Here is a 19,658-nt window from a genome sequence, read left to right as displayed (position 1 = left end):
AGTTTTTAGATTTCTACCTTCAGTACAGGCTCCTTCATGGTGATGTCACCCAGCTTGATGGGAAAAACAGATTGATAGTCGCTTGTATTGGTGACAACCATCGCTGTGGTGATGTCATAATCCTTAGCGATATGCTCCAGATCGAATGAGAGCAGCTTATCGCCAGCTTGAACTACATCGCCAGCTTGAACATGGGCTTCAAAAAACTGCCCACGCAGCTTAACCGTGTTGATGCCCACATGGATGAGCAGCTCTGCACCGTCATTACTGCGAATAACCATGGCGTGTTTAGTCTTGAACACATTTAACACAGTGCCATTTACAGGAGAGGACAGTTCTCCAATAACGGGAACAAAGGCAACACCTTTGCCCATCAGTTCGTCACCGAATGTCGGATCATTCACTTCCTTCAGCGGAATCGAACGGCCTGTCATGGGAGCAAGAATCGTCTCATTGGTAGCTCGAATATTTAAATCTTCCAGCAGTTCTTTAGAGGAATCTGTCGAGTCGTCACGGTCTGTAGAAGAAGTGGCTGTTTCGCTCGTGGTTTGTACAGCTTCGCCACTCTGTTCTTCGTTAATGCCGAGCAGGATAGCTGCGATTGTGGCTACCACGAATGCGATCAACATACCGCCCACTGCATACCAGAAGGTAGGTCCAATCAATGCAGGTAGTCCTGGAATTCCCCCGTTTCCTGCCAGCACATAGGCATTGGCACCAAAGGCAAGAGAGAACCCGCCGCCTGCAGCACTACCGATCATACCCGCTATAAAAGGTCGTTTATATTTCATATTCACCCCATACATAGCAGGCTCGGTGACGCCCATAAGTGCTGTCACACTTGTAGAAAATGCCACAGATTTCAGCTTTTTATCTTTGGCACGGAAAAATACGCCCATGGTTGCTCCTGCCTGACCCATATTGGAGATGTAGGTTAGCGGCAGGAATTTGTCAAAACCCAGTTTAGCCAAATTACTGATGATGACTGGAACCAGCGCATAGTGCATGCCTGTCATCACGATCAATGCCATAGCCCCGCCCAAAATAATACCTGCAATCCAGCCGCCTTCCGAAATAAGCCAATTGATACCGCCAGACAGTCCACTACCGATCAGAGTACCCAGCGGACCAATAGCGATCAGTGTAACTGGAACGACAATAATCATCGTAATTAAGGGCACAAGCAGCAGCTTAAAAGATGAAGGAATGATACGATCTACGCCCTTTTGCACATAAGACATCAACCAAATGGCAAGAAGGATAGGGATAACGGAGGACGCATAAGTAACAGCCGTAACCGGCACACCGATAAAAGAAACAGCATGACCACTTGATAATAACGCCCCCATGTCAGGGTACATGAGTGCTGCACTCACAGCAACGGCCACATAAGGATTACATCCAAATTTACGAGCCGCACTCACAGCAATCAGTAAAGGTAGAAAATAAAAGACTCCGTCCCCGATCGCTGAGAAAATCCGGTACGTATCCGTCCCCGCTGTAAGCCAGCCTACGGATACGAGCAAAGCAATCAATCCTTTGAGCAAACCCGCACCAGCAATGGCAGGTAAAATAGGGGCAAACACACCTGCAATGAACTCGAACAAGTTAGAGATCGCATTTTGTTTCTTTTTTTCAGAAGACTTCTTTTCGGTGGAGTCGTTCTTTAGGACAGGGTATAGATGCGCCATTGCATCGAATACTTTGCTGACTTCATTGCCGATAATGACCTGGAATTGATCTCCAGATACATTGGTTCCCATAACCTTATCCAACTTCTTTAATTCATCCTGCTTGACCTTACCGTTATCCTTGAGATCAAAGCGTAAGCGTGTAACGCAATGGTATACAGAGTTAATATTGTCTGTTCCACCAACAGAGTCGACAATTTTTTTGGCAGTTTCCTGCTGATCCATCTTGAATTCCTCCTATTTTTAGATAAAAAAAACCTGAATGAGCAGACCCACGTATCGTGAGCCTTTTCATTCAGGTTTTGCCTGATTTAACAGTTACAAGCCTGGATAATATTTTATTTTCTTTTTATGAGGCGCTCCAAATGAAGTGTCAGGTACAACTGCTCAGAGTGCGTCATGGTATACTCGTAATTCTTTTGAATAAACTTCTCAATTTTCCCAATGCATTTAAAAGTGCCCGCATAATTTTTTTTCACGACTTCATACAAATATTCTTCTGCGTCGTCATGGCTCGAGTGTGTAATCACGCGCTGACAAAAATATTTGAGGTGTGTAATAAAGCGGAAGTAATTCGCGCTATCCTCATTAAACTCCATATTAAAATGATATTTGATAATATTCATGATTTCCTGGAGCAGCTGCATCATATGAGTGACATCATTCATCGAATCATTAATTTCAGCATTCACGAAATGAAGGGCGATATTACAAATCTCTTCCTTTGGGAATTCAATGCCCAGACGTTCGCGCAAAAGTGTCAGTGATTCTTTGGCAGCATCATACTCAGCTTTATAGAAATGCTGAATCTCCCATGACAGTGGATTGCGTACAATCATGTCATGCTCCATACGCTGAATAGCAAAATGAATATGATCCGACAAGGAGACATAAATGCCATCACTTATTTTTTTGTTCAACTGCGTGCGCGCCAGACTAACAATGTCATCGGTGACTTGTAAAATATCAATCGGAACTTCCATGACAGTGGCTTTAAACTTCTCATAAATATTTGCATCCTGCAGACGGAAAATTTTTTCAATCCGCTTCTCGTCAATCGGATCACCAGCGCGGAAGTTAAACCCGATACCCCGGCCGAGGATAAGCAACTCCTGGTTTTTATCATCCACCGTGCTGACGATATTATTGTTGAAAATTTGTTTAATTATCACATCGAATCACCCATTTTGAGGAATAAAAAAAGGCAAAACTACAACAGAAAGAAATATCATCTCTGTTGTGGTTTTGCCCGCATTACCGGTAACAAGCCTCACGAGATAAGTTATCATGATCTGAAAACGTTGTCAACTTTTTTTGTGATTAGGATATCCTTTTGTGCCACATTCTAATCTTTAAGTGCTAACGGCTACCATAACCCGATTGATCTCATTTACGCATGGATATGTTGAGAAAAAGGAAATGCTCATAGCTAGAAAAGTTTATACAATGGAAGAGAAATAAGAACTGTGAAATTCGACTTTTGACGTAGGATTTCATATAATGTGATCATATTGTGAACAACTTAAATTGAAGGTTTAACAAAAAAATTAAAAATGATTTCCGTCCAGCTATGAATTTCAAAATTTGACGGAGGGAACGAGATGACGATGGAAGAGAGCAGCAGACAGGTACCTTGGCAGACGTATTACGGACCTAATCTAGGTTATGTGCAGGACCAGTATGAAAAGTATGTAGCGGACCCCGGAACGGTTGATCCGGCTTACCGCGAGCTGTTTGATCAATGGGGTGAGCCGCCGCAATCCGAATACTCGGCTGCTTCCATGATAGACTACAAATTGCAAGGACCCCCCGCAAGTGCTCTGGGGAGCCTCGATTCGAACACATTACAGAAAGCGGTTACAGCGGGGAAAATGGTGTGGAACATCCGTGAATACGGACATTTGGCCGCTCAAATAGATCCGCTAGAACTGGATGCCGAGCAGGATACACGCTTGCTTGATCCAGCATCCTATGGCTTAACTGAACAGGACTTAAAGGCTTTTCCGGCCTCTTTAATATGGGATAACGCTCCTGCGGGAACACTTAACGGATGGGAAGCCATTCAACGGTTGCGTGTAGCATACACAGGGCCGATTGCCTATGAATTTAGTCACATCCATAACGAAGAGGAACGCCGCTGGTTGAACAGCTATGCAGAATCCGGCTGGTCCTCCAAGCCGCTCACAACACAGGAACGCAAGGCGCTGCTGGGCAGATTGGTAGAGGTAGAGCAGTTCGAAGAGTTTTTGCATAAAACGTTTGTTGGACAGAAGCGTTTTTCCATTGAGGGCAATGATGTCCTTGTCCCCGTACTCGACGAGATCATTCGACTCACGACAAATGCAGGAGCAAGTCACGTTCTGATGGGGATGGCGCATCGGGGCCGTTTGAATGTGCTGGCTCATGTGTTGGGCAAGCCTTACAGCAAAATTTTCTCTGAATTTCATCATTCACCGAATAAGGATTTGATCCCGTCGGAGGGCTCTACCGGAATTAACTACGGCTGGACTGGAGATGTGAAGTACCATCTCGGTGCAGATCGATTTGTAAAGGATGGGGAAGCAGTACAGGCCCGACTGACGCTGGCGAATAATCCAAGCCACCTGGAGTATGTGAATCCGGTCGTACAAGGCTTTTCCCGCGCAGCGCAGGAAGACCGTAGTGAAGCAGGCTATCCGAAGCTGGATGTCAGCAAGGCGGCCACGATTATCATGCATGGCGATGCGGCTTTCCCGGGTGAGGGTATCGTGGCAGAATCACTTAATTTCACCAATTTGCGCGGCTTCCGTAATGGCGGTACGGTTCATATTATTGTGAATAATCGTCTGGGTTTTACGACAGAGAGTGTTGATTCACGTTCGACCCGTTATGCCAGTGATCTGGCCAAGGGCTACGAAATTCCGATTGTACACGTGAACGCGGATAATCCTGAAGCCTGTATTGCAGCAGCACGTATGGCTGGCGAATACCGCAATCGCTTCAAGAAGGATTTCCTGATTGATCTGATTGGGTATCGTCGTTATGGCCACAATGAATCCGATGACCCGGAAACAACCCAGCCGCTGGTGTATCGCAAGGTGAAGAATCATCCGACGGTGAGCAAGTTGTATACTCAAAAATTGATGAAGCAGGGCATTGTGGATGAAGCGTTTAGTGCCGGCCTCATTGAAAAGGTGCAAAACCGACTGAAGGAAGCGCATGAGCATGTGAAGAATCAACCGGAAGAGGAGCCTGAGCTTACTGCTGTTAAGGCAACAAAAAATCAGGGCTCTGTGGTCCATACTGCGGTGGAATCGAAAAAGCTGCGCCAAATCAATGAAAACTTGCTCAAATGGCCAAAAGATTTTCATGTATATCCGAAGCTGGATCGCATTTTACAGCGCAGAAAAACAGCTCTGAACGAAGGGGAAAAGGTAGATTGGAGCTTGGCGGAGACGCTGGCCCTGGCTACCATTCTCGCAGATGGCAAGCCGATTCGCATGACGGGTCAGGACGCGGAGCGGGCGACCTTTGCTCACCGTAACCTCGTGCTGCATGAGCCTGAAACCGGCAATACACATTGCCCGCTGCATACATTGCCGGAAGCGCGTGCCTCGTTCAGTATTCATAATAGCCCTTTATCTGAGGCATCTGTGCTCGGCTTTGAATATGGGTATAACGTGTTTTCTCCCGAGACATTGGTCATTTGGGAAGCACAATTCGGCGATTTTGCAAACTGCGCCCAGGTTATTTTCGACCAATTTATTTCCGCGGGCCGTGCCAAATGGAGACAGAAATCCAGTTTGGTCATGCTGTTACCGCATGGCAGTGAAGGACAAGGACCGGAGCATACGAGTGCACGGCTGGAGCGTTTCCTCCAGTTGTCCGCACAAAATAACTGGACTGTCGCCAACCTGAGCAGTGCCTCACAGTATTTCCATCTGCTGCGCCGTCAGGCTGCATTAAGCGAAAGTGAGGAAGCGCGTCCGCTTGTGATGATGTCGCCGAAAAGCCTGATTCGCAACAACCGTGTCGCTTCGCCTGCCTCTGAGCTCAGCGAGGGAACATTCCGTCCTGTGCTGGAGCAGCCCGGCCTGGGTGCACGCCCGGATCGTGTAGAGCGCATTGTACTGTGCAGTGGCAAAATTGCAATTGATCTGGAAGAGGCGTTGGAGAAGGATAAAAATGAGGCAGAGGAGCGTCTGCACATTATTCGTGTGGAGCAGTTGTACCCCTTCCCGGAAGAGGAAATCCGGAATATTTTCAGCCGCTTCTCGCATGTTAAAGAATTCGTATGGGCTCAGGAAGAGCCTAAAAATATGGGGGCCTGGAGTTACATTGAGCCTCGTTTGCGGAATGTTGTGCCGCAAGGAGCGGAAATTCGTTACGCAGGCAGACCGGAACGTTCCAGCCCGGCGAGCGGCTATCAGCAAGTGCACAGCCTAGAACAGCAGCGAATTATTCAATCAGCGTTGAAGCAGGATTCCAAAAACAATATTACATTGGGGAGGTAGCGGCTGTGAGCGATATTTTAGTGCCAGCAATGGGAGAATCCATCACGGAAGGAACAATTTCCAAATGGCTTGTGAAGGAAGGGGATTCCGTAGGACAGGGGGATGTTCTACTGGAGTTGGAAACGGATAAGGTCAACCTGGAAATTAGTGCAGAAGAAGCGGGAGTCGTCCAGAAGATCCTTCGTCAAGAGGGAGAGACCGTGTCCATCGGTGAAGCTGTTGGCTTGATCGGAAGTGGCAGTGGTAACGCAGCAGCCAGCGCCGGAGAAGCAGCAGCGACCAAAGCGCCGGAGGCACCGCCCGTAGCGACTACACCAGCTTCTGCAGTAGTGGAAAAGGCCGTACAGCCTATTTCGTCCAATAGTGACGGGGGAAATCAGACGGCATCTCCATCCGCCCGGAAGCTGGCGCGCGAACGCGGCATTGATCTGGAGCAGGTACAGGGAAAAGATCCGCTTGGACGTGTGTTCCAGGGAGATGTTAAAACGCATACGAACAGCGCTGAGGTTGCGCGTGCGGCATCGACTGCACCTGCGTCTCCCGCTACCAACAAGCCTGCGGCTGCGTCTCCAACTCAAACGGAGTATAGTAAACCTGTAGAACGCCAGCGGATGTCTCGTCGCAGAGCGACGATTGCCAAGCGCCTTGTTGAGGCACAGCAAACAGCCGCTATGCTTACCACTTTTAATGAAGTGGATATGACCGCCATTCTCGATGTTCGTAAACGCCGTAAAGATAAGTTCAAGGAGAAGCATGATGTAGGGCTGGGCTTTATGTCATTCTTTACGAAAGCAGTGGTTGGTGCACTCAAACAATTCCCTACCGTGAATGCAGAAATTAACGGCGATGATATTGTACTGAAAAAATACTATGATATCGGGATTGCTGTATCGGCCAAGGAAGGTTTGGTCGTGCCAGTCGTACGGGACGCTGACCGTCTCGGCTTTGCTGAAATAGAGAAAAGCATTGCAGATTTGGCTGGCAAGGCACGCTCCAACTCGCTTTCGCTGGCAGATTTGCAAGGTGGAACCTTTACTATTACCAATGGAGGTATTTTTGGTTCCCTGCTGTCTACGCCAATATTGAACACGCCGCAAGTAGGTATTTTGGGAATGCACAAAATTCAGCTTCGCCCGATTGCCATTGATGAGGAGCGTATGGAAAATCGCCCGATGATGTACATCGCCTTGTCTTACGATCACCGGATTATCGATGGCAGCGAAGCGGTTCGCTTCCTGGTAACGGTCAAAGAATTGCTGGAAGATCCAGAATCCCTGTTGCTGGAAGGATAATACAAATCCAGTTATATCCAAGCGTGATATGTATGAATAAAGCAGGCTCTTGCGGGTCTGCTTTTTTTCCTGCATAGTTAAACCATAAGACTCAGACCTAATAGATACTAAGATGCAGAGAAGGGCGGGAACCGTTTTGGACAAAGATTTGCGCTACCCGATTGGGCTATTCGTCGCTCCAGATACGATTACAGAAGAACAGCTTTTGACATGGATTCACGACATTGCTGACCTGCCTTCACAGCTTCGTCAGGCGGTAGAGGGATTGAATGAGCAGCAGCTTAATACGCCTTATCGTGAAGGGGGATGGACGATAAGGCAGGTAGTTCATCATTTGGCAGACAGCCATATGAACAGCTATATTCGTTTCAAACTGGCGCTGACGGAGGATACACCGACAATCAAGCCATACGATGAGGGACGTTGGGCCGAAATACCAGACGCCAGGGAACTTCCACTGGAACCCTCGCTGCAATTGCTGGAAGGGCTGCATGAACGTTGGGTGACCGTGTTGCGATCATTAGGAGAAGATCAGCTGCAGCGAACGTTTATTCATCCTGAATCAGGTCAGACGATCCGGCTTGAACGAAACATCGGCATCTATGCCTGGCACGGCAAGCATCATACGGCTCATATCACCTCCCTGAGAGAACGGAATGCATGGTGATTTTCAACATAAGCTGAACTGAAAAAAGAAACCTTTAAACTCACGTTAACCGTGGTTTTCAAGGTTTCTTTTTGTTATGAGCTATTTATAAAGATGCTTCAGTGCCTCCAGACAAAACAGAAACGGGAGTCGCTGCTGCGTGAATATGACGGTCCAGCCAGTCAACAATGTCAGTCATGACCTCATCGCGGTTTGTTTCATGCAGCATCTCATGGCGACCATCAGGGTAGAGGCGATATTCCACATCCTGAAGCTCCAGGCTTTGATACATATCGACCAGCGATAATACACCTTTACCGAACAATCCTACCGGATCACGATCTCCGGCAAATATGTAGACTGGCAGTTTAGGGTTAATGCTTTCCAGCGAGGAAGGCCAATGGATTTCCTGCAGCAGCCTGAAGAAATCAAGAAAAAAACTTGTCGTACAGATGGCTCCGCACCATGGGTCATGTACGAATTGATCTACTTCCTCTGGATCACGGGATAGCCAGTCGAATGCTGTACGCACCGGACGAAAGGCACGGTTAAAACCACCAAAGACCATCGCATTGAGCAGCATGCTGCGATGATCCATTCCTTGCAGCTTGGCTTGCACCAGGGCAACCTGCTCTCCGAGCTTCAACAGACCACGCCGCCCGTTCGTTCCCGATAAAATAAACCCCTGATACTCCTGTCTGTCGTCATACATTATTTTTTGGGTTAAAAAGGACCCCATGCTGTGACCCATCAAAAAACGAGGCTGATCTGGGAACTCCTTAGCCACAATTTCGCCTAGCCCCAGCATGCCGTTTGCCATTCGATTAAACGCATTTGCTTCTGGCATACCGAGCTTATCAAGATCACCAGCTGTACGCCCGTGACCGATATGATCGTTGGCATACACACCGTAGCCGGAAGCAGTGAGCTTCTCGGCCAGTCGGATATAGCGGTAGGACCTCTCACACATGCCATGTGAAATTTGTACAATCCCCTTTAGGGGTATCTGCTGATCGGGAAGCCAGCGGTAGGCAAAAAGCTCGGCTCCGTCGTTTTCAACGATGGTGAAGGTGTATTCCCGCATGATTAGACATCACATCCTTTAAGCTTTAAGGAAGATAAGATCTAAGTACGGTCATTTTGTCAGTCAATGTGTAACCGTTCAGATTGGCAGGCAGCAGGAAGCAATCTCCAGCTTTACAGGAAAGAGATGCAGCATTATCGTCCCAGGTAAGGGTGCCGCTGCCTTCGCAAATGACAAGAATAGTAAAGCTGTCTTTCGTTGTGGAAAGCGACCAGCTTCCATCTACGATGCCCTTTTCTACGACAAAATACTCACAGGCTGCAAGCTGGAGCCATTCACCCGGCTGTAAACCCCCGGTTTTCATCGTTGTTGCGCCTGCACCTTCGTAAGAGGTCACATTGAGGGAATCCTCAATATGCAGTTCACGGGGCTTGCCATCCAAACCGGGGCGGTTGTAGTCATATAATCGATAGGTCGTATCTGAATTTTGCTGGATTTCAGCAACGACAACACCCGCGCACAGCGCATGTACAGTTCCGGCGGGAATGAAGAATGTATCGCCTGCCTCAACAGGAACCTGACGCAAGCTGCCGAGGATGTCTCCGCTTTCAAGAGCTGTACGCAGACTTTCGCGCGTTACACCTTCTGTCAGACCATAAATGATTTTCGCATCCGGCTTGGCATCCAGCACGTACCACATTTCGGTTTTTCCAAGCTCTCCGGCTGGAAGTCCCTCATAATCATCTGTCGGATGTACCTGTACGGACAAATCATCATTGCAATCCAGCAGCTTAATCAGAAGCGGGAAGCGGCCACCTTTTTCCGATACTCCTTTGGCTCCAAGCCATTCCTGTCCATAAGCTTCACGGATTTCATCCAGCCCTTTGCCTGCCAGTTCACCATTGATGACCGTTGTTGTTCCATTCGGATGGTCGGCAATCATCCATCCTTCGCCAATATGTCCTTCTGGTGGGGTTAGACCAAATTGCTCTAATGCTCGTCCTCCCCAGACTCTTTCTTTGAATTCAGGTTGAAATTGCAGCGGGTATGGCTTCAGCATAATTTCTCTCCTCCATGAATGAGTAATGAGTGCACAACAGAATAACCCTTACGACTCACAAAAATGATATATGTAAGGCGGCTGGAAAAAAGCCGCACATAACCTGGATAAGTTGGCTTGATAAGCCGGTATGCTATTTTTTTTCAACCGCCACCAAATATGGCGAGGTGTCTCGTTGTAATTGACGGTAAATAATACTTTGGCCGATGGAGACGGGGAGAGCAGAAGCCCATTGAAGGACAGCCTCCGCTTCTTCATTGCCTCCAGCGTGCCCTGGATATAATACGGCGGTCAGAATACCGCGTGGTCGCAGCAGTTGCAGGGCCGCTTCAAGCGCGGCAAGCGTACTGTCCGTATGCGTGATGACAGATGGATCGGCGCCTTCGGACGGCAAGTAGCCGAGATTAAACATAACTGCAGCGACTTTGCCATGCAGGTTGTCGGGAACGGCCTCCCTCATTTGCTCATGACCCTGCAGCAGCAGTGATACCTCTGCCAATGGGGAAGAGGTGTTTTCTTCCAGCCGACGCCGGGCGAGCTGCAATGCCTCCTGCTGAATATCAAAGCCGTAGACATGGCCCCGTTTGCCAGCGGCCTTAGCCAGAAACAGTGTATCTGCCCCTGTGCCGACGGTGGCGTCTACAGCAGCATCGCCTGGCTGCACGCGCGCAGCTACCAATTGGTGAGCATAGCTCAAGACGGACAGAAATCCCATTTAAGGCTGCCTCCAGTATTTGCCCTGCCACGTTTCACGTGATTTTAGCTCATCATCAATGGCGTTAAGCACTTCCCATTTCTTGAGCGACCACATGGGTCCCATCAGCAAATCGCGGGGAGCGTCTCCAGTCAGCCGATGAACGATCATCTCGGGTGGCAAAAATTCCAGGGTATCGACGATCAGCTTAACGTATTCGTCCCTTTCCAGGAAGCGTAACAAGCCTGCTTCATACTGCTTGACCATCGGCGTTTTGCGCATGAGATGCAGCAAATGAATTTTAATGCCTTGCACGTCCATAGCTGCTACTGCGCGTCCCGTATCGAGCATCATTTCATGTGTCTCCTGCGGAAGACCGTAAATGATGTGGGCACACACGCGAATATTGCGCTTGCGCAGCTTTTCCACCGCATCCAGATAGCATTGAGTGTCATGAGCACGGTTAATCAGTTCTGAGGTGGATTCATGGACGGTTTGCAGTCCCATTTCAATCCACAGGTACGTGCGCTCATTCAACTCGGCAAGATAGTCTACCACATCGTCAGGCAAGCAATCAGGGCGAGTAGCGATGGACAGACCCACAACCCCCGGCTGCTCCAGAATAACCTCAAAATATTCCCGCAGCTCTTCAACCGGAGCATACGTATTGGTATAGGCTTGGAAATAGCCAATATATTTGGCGTTTGGCCATTTTAAATGCTGACGATCCCGAATCGTATTGAACTGGGTGACCAGATCATCACGGCGGCGTCCGGCAAAATCACCTGACCCGCGTGCGCTGCAAAAAGTGCAGCCTCCTTTGGCAATAGAACCATCGCGATTTGGGCAAGTAAAACCCGCATCCAGCATAACTTTGAACACTTTATTTTCAAATTGCTCGCGCATTTCGTAATTCCAAGTATGGAACCGTTTATCTCCCCATAGGAGAGGAGCAGGCAACAAATCTGTTTTCATGGGTGGACTCCTTTTTTTTACGATCACCTTATTGTAACAAAAATCAGTCTTAATTGGGAATCACTTGACAGAAAAGGGCGATAATAAGTGCGGATTTTACTGGATTCAGGATTGAAAAAGATTACACGATATGTTATATTGTAAGCGGTACCAGACATACGACATAAGGACTGATTTCGATCCTGAAAATGAGAGTTTCCATTGCCGAATGCTCCATTTATCAGGAGTGTAGCTATGCTGTTTCTATCGCCTGCTTTAGGGGAAGTGCACGTCGGTTCCATTACTAAATAACCCGTGAGGTGATTTTTTATGAATACACAGGATAAAACACGTATGAATAAAGTTACTGTTGAGCTAACCTTTGATGAGGCGTTGGCGCTGACTGGTGTCCGTTTTGGGCAGGATCGTCAGATTGGAACGGCCGCACGTCAGAAAATCAGAGCGGCTTGCCAAAAGACAATTGATTTTTCACCTGCTGATGCGGTAGACTATGAACAATTAAATTAGTTGGACCCCAATCCAAATATATTGAAAAAGGAATTTCATTTCCGTATCTTCAAGCGGGGGTGGAATTCCTTTTTCCTTGATAACAGAGTATATGGAGGAGTAACATGCGTTTACGCGGAAGAAAAGGAATAAGGGAAAGCTTGGAAGAACAACAGGATCTGGTTATCCTAGAGCCAGCGCAGTATAAAGGAAAGTGGCAGCAGCTTTTCGGTAACGATCGTCCGATTCATGTGGAATTTGGCATGGGCAAAGGACAGTTTATTAGCCAAATGAGCTTCCGAAATCCCGACGTCAACTACATTGGCTTTGATATGTATGATGAACTGGTACGACGTGCAACAGAAAAGTCTCGTCTGGCCTGGAGCGGTACAGAGATCGGTACACCACCCAATATCAAATTGGCACTGGCAAACATTGAACAGATTGAGAATGTTTTTGAGCCTGGAGAAATTGAACGCATTTATCTGAATTTTAGCGATCCCTGGCCTAAAACCAAGCACGCGCGCCGTCGTTTGACGCATCCGCGCTTTTTGGACAAGTACCGTCAGCTTTTGAACAGCAAAGGGCAAATTCACCTTAAGACGGATTCGGAGACACTGTTTGAGTTTTCCTTGAATTCATTTGCCGACAGCGGTCTGCAAATGACGAATATTTCGTTGAACCTTCATCGTGAGGGAATTAACGAGGAGCATGTCATGACGGAATATGAACAAAAATTTATGGGCAAAGGTATGAATATCCATCGTGTCGAGGTGCTGATTGGCAAAGACGCTTTGGAAGAATACGAAAAAATGCGTCTTGAAAAGTACGGAAAGTAAAGCGATAGCGATATAGCTGTTAAAATAAAGCGGGGTGCTTCCTTTTTAGGAAAGCACCCCGTTTGGTTCCAGTATATCCAAAATACTCTGTGCGCTCTGAAGAGGATAGTATCGCGCTACATTATGGACGTGCTCTTGTCGCTTGCGAACGATTTCCGGAAAATCGTGTTGTAATCGGTTCATCCATTTTACGACAACATCCAGCGAAGTAATCGGTTCTCCGAAGCCTTGAGCCGTAAAGTATTGACAATTTTCCTCCTCCTGTCCGGGAAGAGGTTTGTGAAACAGCATCGGAATCCCTTTGGCTAACCCCTCGGTACATGTCATTCCGCCGGGTTTGGTAATAAGAAGATTCGATACCTCCATTAATTTGTCGATTTCCCGTGTGAATCCGAAAATATGAATATTCGGATGGTTGAAACGGGGGTCCAGCTGCATTTTACGACGCATTTTATCATTGTGACCCAGACAAAAAATAAATTGAATGTTTTCTCTCCACTCAGTAAGCGAGCGATGAATGACTTCGTCGTTCATAAGTCCCCAGCCGCCGCCCATAACAAGTACGGTCGGAATGGGCTTAAGGCCAAATTGTTCCCGAATTTCATCGTGCCCCGGATGTTCCCAAAAATTTGGATGAACCGGGATACCGGTCACCTGGATTTTCGACACGGATACTCCACGTGCTCGCAGCTTGCGCATGACTTCAGGCGTAGATACAAAGTACCGATCAACCTCGGGACTGATCCATGTTCCATGTGCATCGTAGTCTGTAATGACAGTACAAAGCGGAACATGTAAGCCTAAGCGCTTTAAGCGTGAAATCACCGCACTCGGGATAGGATGAGTACATACCACCAAATCGGGACGGAGCTGCCGAAGAATGTTTCGGGTCTGCGTGTAGAACAGACGGTGCAAAGCGAGCGTTGTAAGACGGTTTAATGATTTTTTGTACTGATGACGGTAAACCAATCCGACTAGGCGAGGCTGCGATACAACAGTCTTCTTGTATGCTGTAATAATGAGCGGGGCCATTCTTGGATTTAAAAAGCTCCCCAGCTCCAGCACTCGGGTCTGCACATTCGGAGAAAGCTTCCGCAAGCTGCTTGAGAGCGCGTATGCAGCCTGAGTATGTCCGGCACCGAAACCTTCCGATAATAATAACACTCGTTTTTTAGCCACTCTCATTTCACCTGTTCCTGCTGGGATGTTCTCAATCATACCATATCGGCTTTAAGGCCAGAATGCAACCGTTCCTATTGCTGCAGAAGCTCCGATAACCGCTCCTGCAAGTACATCCGTGGGATAGTGAAGCCCCAAGTAAATCCGGGAAAATCCTACAATTATTCCTACAGGCAACAACGGCAGGGTAAGCATCGGTGACTGAAGCATAAAAGGAACGGTAGCTGAAAAAATGGCGGTTGTATGCCCTGAGGGAAAAGAATGATCCGACAGGGGGTTGCGAAATGTATTTGTACCCGGTAGCGCCAAATATGGGCGAATCCGCGGATACAGCTTTTTGACAATCGCCACGGGGATATGACTGACCCCGAGGGCAATGGCTCCCTTCATAGCGGCATCCTTCCATGGATTCGGAGCGAGCCACCAAATAAGTAACGTAGAGGCTATTGTAAAAGTGGCCCCACCCAAATGTGTGAGATAATAAAGCCAGAAGTTCAAAAAACGGTTGTGTAAGCGCCCGTTGATCCATTTGAACAACTGCTGCTCCAGGTTTATAAGCTTTACGACTAGACGTTGCATTCGGTTTCCTCCGGTTGCCGTTTCAGGGTAAGGTCGGCAAATATTTTCAATCACTTTGACAGAATCAGGCCACAAGTAATTATTCTCTTGCTCTCATCATATTTTTAAACGCTGTGCATTTCAAGAATCACCACTTGCCTGGTTCAATTCTACACAAAAATGTTTAAGGAATATAAGCTGAATTGTATAACTTTCTTTGCGTTCATCCGTCTAATAAGATAGAGTGGTTAGAAGTGGTTGCTAATTGGCCCACGAAAAGGGGGGACCAAAGAAATAAAAAGTTAGCAAATGGATGAAAATAAGACCTAAGCGTTATGAATGGGAGACTCAGCGCCGCATTCCTGGATTAAACGGGAGTTTGTCGTGTTTTTTTGCTGCTGAGACCGGTTTTAAGGCTTTGACAAAAGATTGAAAACCAACGAAAATCGTAATGGCGTTCCTGTGTCAGCCAAAAGGGGGCTGTGCACAGCCAATGAAGAAAGCAAGGGTCGGGTCAAAATTACAGAAAAAGGCGCACAAAAGCGCCGCAGCTTGCGCTACACAGAGAGAAAACAAATAAACGCAAGATTTTTAAGGGGTATAAAAAGGGGGTAACAAGAGATTATGTTAGACGCTATTTTCATGACACTCCAGATCATACTGGCGGTGATCGCTGTCTATCAGTTTGCATTTTCCTTGTTCGGATTGGTACGCAAAAAAAGAAAAGAGCACGCAGCTCCAGAAAAATCGTTTGCCATTTTAGTCGCTGCCCACAATGAAGAACAGGTTGTTGGAGCATTGATGGAAAACCTGAAGCAGCTTGACTATCCGAAGGAACTATACGATGTATTCGTGATTTGTGATAACTGTACGGACAAGACGGCGGACATCGTTCGCGCTCATGGTATGAACGCTTGTGAACGCACGAATCCGAACTTGCGTGGTAAAGGCTATGCTATTGAGTGGATGCTCAAGGAATTATGGGCTATGCCACGCCAGTATGATGCCATTGTCATGTTTGATGCTGACAATTTGGCGCATACCAATTTTTTGAGCGAAATGAACAATGATTTGTGCACAGGGGCCCGTGTTATCCAGGGCTACATTGATACCAAAAATCCTGAGGATTCCTGGATTACAGCCGCATACGGTGTATCTTACTGGTACATCAACCGTTTGTGGCAGCTGTCGCGTCACAACCTGAATATGGCTAATTTCCTTGGTGGTACAGGCATGTGCTTTGAAACGAATCTGCTCAAGGAAATGGGCTGGGGTGCAACAAGTCTGGTAGAGGATTTGGAATTCACCATGCGCTGTACACAACGCAACGTATATCCAAGATTTAATTACGATGCCAAAGTGTATGATGAGAAGCCGTTGACGTTCAAAGCTTCGTCCAGACAGCGTCTGCGCTGGATGCAGGGGCATTTTACGGTCGCTCGTCGTTATTTCTTCCCGTTGTTGTGGCAAAGTATCAAGCATAGAAGCCTGATTAAATTCGATATGGCTCTGTATGGCTTGAACGTGTATATCGTACTGTTTACCTTCTTGATGACCATGGTGATGTGGGTAGATATTGTATTATTTGGTGGACCCAATATTGAAAATATCTATGTACAATTCCCTGCTTGGATCGGTTTTGTGGCTGTGAGTCTGAACATTATCACCTTTTTGATCGCGATGATCCTGGAAAAGGTCACGTTCAAAAAAGTATATCTGTACTTGCTGCTGTTCCCAGTCTATCTGGTTTCTTGGTATCCGATTACGTTCTATGCGTTCTTCACACAGAACAACAAGCAATGGAGCCACACTCAGCATACGCGTGTCGTTCGTCTTGAAGAGGTTCAGAGCAAGCAAGGATAATTGCAGAATGGTAAAAATGTATCGAAGAGACGAGGTGTCACTTATTTCTTTGAAAGGTGTTGACACGTTGTCTGCAAGATGATAAGATACATGAGTATGTTAATTGAAGATTATGGATTAACAAGCAGAAGGTCCGACTTCTCACCTGCCCGGTATTGCCGGCTGGTCATGATCCAATGATTTGTGAATTGAATTTTCATGATGAATTGAGTATCAGACAGGGATGTCGGCTGTATAGTCGTCATCCCTTTTTTGTGTCTACACACAAAATACAAAATAACAGGTTCTGGAGGTGGAGGGTTATTAGTAAGGAACATATGATCAATGATGAGATTCGGGTGAGAGAAGTACGTCTTGTTGGTGCGAACGGGGAACAAATCGGAATTAAACCGACTCGTGAAGCTCTGCAAATGGCGATTGACGCAAACTTGGATCTCGTGAACGTGGCGCCTCAAGCGAAGCCGCCCGTGTGTCGGATTATGGATTACGGAAAATTCCGCTATGAGCAACAGAAGAAAGAAAAGGAAGCCCGTAAGAACCAGAAGATCGTTGACATCAAAGAGGTATGGTTCCGTTCCAACATCGAGGAACATGACTACCAGACCAAGTTTCGCAATGTGGTGAAGTTCCTGAATGAAGGGGACAAGGTGAAATGCTCTGTTCGTTTCCGCGGTCGTGAAATTACCCATGCTAATGTGGGACAAAAAATTCTCGAGCGTGTGAAATTGGAAGTTGCTGATCTTTGTACCGTGGAGCGCCAACCCAAGCTCGAAGGACGCAGCATGATTATGATATTGGCTCCAAAGAGCCAATGATAAATTAAGGAGGAAGTTCAATGCCTAAAATGAAAACACATAGCAGCCTTAAAGGCCGCTTCAAAATTACCGGTACTGGTAAAGTAATGCGTTACAAAGCTTACAGAAACCATTTGCTTTCCCACAAATCCAAACGTGCAAAACGCGTTCTGGGTACTAACCCTGAGATGGCACCTGGGGACGTTAGACGTCTGAAACAAGGTCTTGCTAACCTCAAATAGCATAAAGCTCGGCAATAAATAAAGCATAAACATTATTTGGGAGGTCTTTTGATATGGCAAGAGTAAAGGGCGGATTCGTCGTTCGTCGTCGTCATAAAAAAGTATTGAAGCTTGCTAAAGGTTATTTTGGTTCTAAACACCGCATTTTTAAAACAGCTAACGAGCAGGTAATGAAATCGCTTGTTTACGCATACCGTGACCGTCGTCAGACGAAACGTAATTTCCGCAGACTGTGGATCGTGCGTATTAATGCAGCAGCTCGTTTGAATGGTTTGTCTTACAGCAAACTGATGCACGGCCTGAAACTGGCTGGTGTGGACATTAACCGCAAAATCCTGGCTGATCTTGCAGTCAACGATATCAATGCGTTCAACTCTTTGGCAACTGTTGCTAAAGGCAAAATCAACGCTTAATTATTGAGTGTGGAGACCACGATAGTGGTAAAAGAGGTATCCCAAGCAGTACGCTGTGTAGGGATGCCTTTTTTTGTATATGTTTAGTGATGCGAAAAGGCAAAATTTCCCCAAAATACGAATGAATATGACGTGTGATGGTAGAATGTATGTATTTTTTGAGGTTGTAACGCTTACATTTATGGAAATTCAAAAAAAATTGACCCAAGGTTATTAATTATCTAGATTTTAGCCGATCATAATTGTATAATCTCTAAAGTAAGTCTTCTGTACGATCTGTCTCGCCAGTAAATGACATGTATGGCATGTACCATTTTCAAAGAAAAAGAGGCAGTTCCAGGGATCTAACACTAAGGGGGAACAGTATCAGCATGAAGAAAATGTTCAGTATGTCTTTGGTTATGCTGCTGGCGATCTCGGTCATTCTCGCAGGCTGCGGCAGCAAAAACCAAGGTGCGTCCAACGCAAGTGGTGGGGACACAGGCAGTTCTGCCAAAACATCAAATGTCCAAATCGGCATGGTTACAGATGTGGGTGGAGTAAATGACAAATCGTTTAACCAATCTGCTTGGGAAGCACTGCAAGCCACTCAAAAAGAAACAGGTGCTAAAGTTAAATACCTGCAAAGTAAATCGGATCAAGATTATATTCCTAACCTGAACCAATTTGTTAAGGGTGATTTTAACCTGACTTGGGGAATCGGTTTTAATCTGGCGAATGCGATTGGACAAGTAGCGAAAGATAACCCGAACAAAAATCTGGCGATTATCGACAGTGTCGTGAATGCGCCTAACGTAAAATCGGTTGTTTTTGCTGAAAATGAAGGTTCCTTCCTGGTAGGGGTTGTAGCTGGTAAGCTTACCAAAACAAACAAAATTGGTTTTGTAGGTGGACAAGACAGCCCGCTGATCAAACGTTTTGAAAAAGGCTTTGAAGCGGGAATCAAGGCTGTAAATCCAAATGCAAAATTGGAAGTGAATTACACAGGTGCATTTGATAAGCCGGATCTTGGCAAGGCTGCTGCTGCAACGATCTACAACGCTGGTGCTGATATTATTTTCCACGCGGCTGGCGGATCAGGTACGGGTGTATTTAACGAAGCACTCGCACGGAAGCAACAAGGGCAGCAAGTATGGGTTATTGGTGTTGATAAAGACCAATCCCTTGAGTTTGGTGACGACGTAACGTTGACCTCCATGGTGAAACGTGTGGATGAAGCTGTAAAACGCGTATCTAAAGAAGTTGTTGACGGTAAGTTCAAGGGTGGTATTGAAACACTGGCTCTGAAGGATAACGGAGTTGGTCTGGCGGATACATCAACGAAAAATGTCCCTAAAGACGTACTTGATCTTGTAGAACAATATAAGCAAAAAATTATCAAGGGCGAAATTACAGTTCCTTCGAAATAA

At 46.7% G+C, this 19,658-nt stretch carries 18 protein-coding genes; 10 read left to right on the top strand and 8 right to left on the bottom strand.

Translation table 11 applies throughout. From position 1 onward, the window contains the following. Positions 1–5: 5 nt before the first annotated feature. On the bottom strand, positions 6–1,916 hold the full coding sequence (locus KQI_RS0123160) for a beta-glucoside-specific PTS transporter subunit IIABC (protein ID WP_010349262.1): 1,911 nt from the start codon (positions 1,914–1,916) through the stop codon (positions 6–8). Positions 1,917–2,029: 113 nt separating this feature from the next. Beyond that, entirely contained in the window at positions 2,030–2,863 is an 834-nt protein-coding gene (licT, locus tag KQI_RS0123155) for a BglG family transcription antiterminator LicT (RefSeq protein ID WP_010349261.1), read from the bottom strand. A gap of 429 nt (positions 2,864–3,292) precedes the next feature. On the opposite strand from licT, the gene KQI_RS0123150 reads away from it, so the two are divergent. The 3 genes from KQI_RS0123150 to KQI_RS0123140 all read left to right on the top strand — a co-directional run bounded on the left by KQI_RS0123150 (position 3,293) and on the right by KQI_RS0123140 (position 8,143). Continuing rightward, positions 3,293–6,184, top strand: a complete 2,892-nt coding sequence (locus tag KQI_RS0123150) for a 2-oxoglutarate dehydrogenase E1 component (protein ID WP_010349260.1) — start codon at positions 3,293–3,295, stop codon at positions 6,182–6,184. A gap of 5 nt (positions 6,185–6,189) precedes the next feature. Then, positions 6,190–7,476 carry a 2-oxoglutarate dehydrogenase complex dihydrolipoyllysine-residue succinyltransferase gene (gene odhB / locus KQI_RS0123145; RefSeq protein WP_010349259.1) on the top strand — a complete coding sequence of 429 codons (1,287 nt, stop codon included), beginning with the start codon at positions 6,190–6,192 and terminating at the stop codon, positions 7,474–7,476. Positions 7,477–7,612: 136 nt separating this feature from the next. Next, complete coding sequence (locus KQI_RS0123140) at positions 7,613–8,143, top strand: YfiT family bacillithiol transferase (protein WP_010349258.1); 531 nt, start codon at positions 7,613–7,615, stop codon at positions 8,141–8,143. 85 nt (positions 8,144–8,228) lie between these two features. On the opposite strand, the gene KQI_RS0123135 is transcribed toward KQI_RS0123140, so the two are convergent. From KQI_RS0123135 to mnmL, 4 genes are all read right to left on the bottom strand, one after another. Beyond that, a complete protein-coding gene (locus tag KQI_RS0123135; protein WP_010349257.1) occupies positions 8,229–9,206 on the bottom strand; it encodes an alpha/beta fold hydrolase in 978 nt (325 codons plus the stop codon). A gap of 25 nt (positions 9,207–9,231) precedes the next feature. Continuing rightward, complete coding sequence (locus KQI_RS0123130) at positions 9,232–10,206, bottom strand: type I phosphomannose isomerase catalytic subunit (protein ID WP_010349256.1); 975 nt, start codon at positions 10,204–10,206, stop codon at positions 9,232–9,234. Between the two features lie 133 nt (positions 10,207–10,339). Then, positions 10,340–10,921, bottom strand: a complete 582-nt coding sequence (mnmM, locus tag KQI_RS0123125) for a tRNA 5-(aminomethyl)-2-thiouridylate-methyltransferase MnmM (RefSeq protein ID WP_010349255.1) — start codon at positions 10,919–10,921, stop codon at positions 10,340–10,342. Continuing rightward, positions 10,922–11,875 carry a tRNA modification radical SAM protein MnmL/YtqA gene (gene mnmL, locus KQI_RS0123120; protein WP_007429509.1) on the bottom strand — a complete coding sequence of 318 codons (954 nt, stop codon included), beginning with the start codon at positions 11,873–11,875 and terminating at the stop codon, positions 10,922–10,924. 309 nt (positions 11,876–12,184) lie between these two features. Between mnmL and KQI_RS0123115 the strand changes: the two genes are divergently transcribed. Both KQI_RS0123115 and trmB read left to right on the top strand, forming a co-directional pair. Then, positions 12,185–12,382, top strand: a complete 198-nt coding sequence (locus KQI_RS0123115) for a hypothetical protein (RefSeq protein WP_007429510.1) — start codon at positions 12,185–12,187, stop codon at positions 12,380–12,382. A 104-nt stretch (positions 12,383–12,486) separates the two neighbouring features. After that, positions 12,487–13,200 carry a tRNA (guanosine(46)-N7)-methyltransferase TrmB gene (trmB, locus tag KQI_RS0123110; protein ID WP_010349254.1) on the top strand — a complete coding sequence of 238 codons (714 nt, stop codon included), beginning with the start codon at positions 12,487–12,489 and terminating at the stop codon, positions 13,198–13,200. A 45-nt stretch (positions 13,201–13,245) separates the two neighbouring features. Here trmB and KQI_RS0123105 read toward each other — a convergent pair whose 3' ends face one another. Together KQI_RS0123105 and KQI_RS0123100 are read right to left on the bottom strand one after the other, a co-directional pair. Beyond that, positions 13,246–14,379 carry an MGDG synthase family glycosyltransferase gene (locus tag KQI_RS0123105; protein ID WP_411830850.1) on the bottom strand — a complete coding sequence of 378 codons (1,134 nt, stop codon included), beginning with the start codon at positions 14,377–14,379 and terminating at the stop codon, positions 13,246–13,248. Between the two features lie 51 nt (positions 14,380–14,430). Continuing rightward, positions 14,431–14,958, bottom strand: a complete 528-nt coding sequence (locus KQI_RS0123100; RefSeq protein ID WP_007429513.1) for a phosphatase PAP2 family protein — start codon at positions 14,956–14,958, stop codon at positions 14,431–14,433. Between the two features lie 603 nt (positions 14,959–15,561). Here KQI_RS0123100 and KQI_RS0123090 point away from each other — a divergent pair. From KQI_RS0123090 to KQI_RS0123070, 5 genes are all read left to right on the top strand, one after another. Next, the gene (locus KQI_RS0123090; protein WP_010349251.1) at positions 15,562–16,800 is read left to right on the top strand and encodes a glycosyltransferase family 2 protein; all 1,239 of its coding nucleotides are present in this window, start codon (positions 15,562–15,564) and stop codon (positions 16,798–16,800) included. A 317-nt stretch (positions 16,801–17,117) separates the two neighbouring features. Then, a complete protein-coding gene (gene infC, locus KQI_RS0123085; protein ID WP_010349250.1) occupies positions 17,118–17,615 on the top strand; it encodes a translation initiation factor IF-3 in 498 nt (165 codons plus the stop codon). A gap of 20 nt (positions 17,616–17,635) precedes the next feature. Next, positions 17,636–17,836 carry a 50S ribosomal protein L35 gene (rpmI, locus tag KQI_RS0123080; protein ID WP_010349249.1) on the top strand — a complete coding sequence of 67 codons (201 nt, stop codon included), beginning with the start codon at positions 17,636–17,638 and terminating at the stop codon, positions 17,834–17,836. A 53-nt stretch (positions 17,837–17,889) separates the two neighbouring features. After that, complete coding sequence (gene rplT / locus KQI_RS0123075) at positions 17,890–18,249, top strand: 50S ribosomal protein L20 (RefSeq protein WP_007429517.1); 360 nt, start codon at positions 17,890–17,892, stop codon at positions 18,247–18,249. Between the two features lie 371 nt (positions 18,250–18,620). Further along, positions 18,621–19,658: a BMP family lipoprotein gene (locus KQI_RS0123070; RefSeq protein WP_010349248.1), complete on the top strand. Its 1,038-nt coding sequence runs from the start codon at positions 18,621–18,623 to the stop codon at positions 19,656–19,658.

The organism is Paenibacillus peoriae KCTC 3763 (assembly GCF_000236805.1).
Classification (GTDB): Bacteria; Bacillota; Bacilli; order Paenibacillales; family Paenibacillaceae; genus Paenibacillus; species Paenibacillus peoriae.
The sequence above is the reverse complement of the archived record's forward strand: the minus strand, read 5'-3'. Positions and strand labels throughout refer to the sequence as shown.

Coding starts and splice junctions, on each gene's coding strand:
- KQI_RS0123115 (WP_007429510.1), top strand. CDS start 12,185: ATGAATACACAGGATAAAACACGTATGAATAAAGTTACTGTTGAGCTA.
- KQI_RS0123150 (WP_010349260.1), top strand. CDS start 3,293: ATGACGATGGAAGAGAGCAGCAGACAGGTACCTTGGCAGACGTATTAC.
- KQI_RS0123090 (WP_010349251.1), top strand. CDS start 15,562: ATGTTAGACGCTATTTTCATGACACTCCAGATCATACTGGCGGTGATC.
- rpmI (WP_010349249.1), top strand. CDS start 17,636: ATGCCTAAAATGAAAACACATAGCAGCCTTAAAGGCCGCTTCAAAATT.
- KQI_RS0123160 (WP_010349262.1), bottom strand. CDS start 1,916: ATGGATCAGCAGGAAACTGCCAAAAAAATTGTCGACTCTGTTGGTGGA.
- rplT (WP_007429517.1), top strand. CDS start 17,890: ATGGCAAGAGTAAAGGGCGGATTCGTCGTTCGTCGTCGTCATAAAAAA.
- infC (WP_010349250.1), top strand. CDS start 17,118: ATGATCAATGATGAGATTCGGGTGAGAGAAGTACGTCTTGTTGGTGCG.
- KQI_RS0123130 (WP_010349256.1), bottom strand. CDS start 10,206: ATGCTGAAGCCATACCCGCTGCAATTTCAACCTGAATTCAAAGAAAGA.
- KQI_RS0123100 (WP_007429513.1), bottom strand. CDS start 14,958: ATGCAACGTCTAGTCGTAAAGCTTATAAACCTGGAGCAGCAGTTGTTC.
- KQI_RS0123070 (WP_010349248.1), top strand. CDS start 18,621: ATGAAGAAAATGTTCAGTATGTCTTTGGTTATGCTGCTGGCGATCTCG.
- mnmM (WP_010349255.1), bottom strand. CDS start 10,921: ATGGGATTTCTGTCCGTCTTGAGCTATGCTCACCAATTGGTAGCTGCG.
- trmB (WP_010349254.1), top strand. CDS start 12,487: ATGCGTTTACGCGGAAGAAAAGGAATAAGGGAAAGCTTGGAAGAACAA.
- mnmL (WP_007429509.1), bottom strand. CDS start 11,875: ATGAAAACAGATTTGTTGCCTGCTCCTCTCCTATGGGGAGATAAACGG.
- KQI_RS0123135 (WP_010349257.1), bottom strand. CDS start 9,206: ATGCGGGAATACACCTTCACCATCGTTGAAAACGACGGAGCCGAGCTT.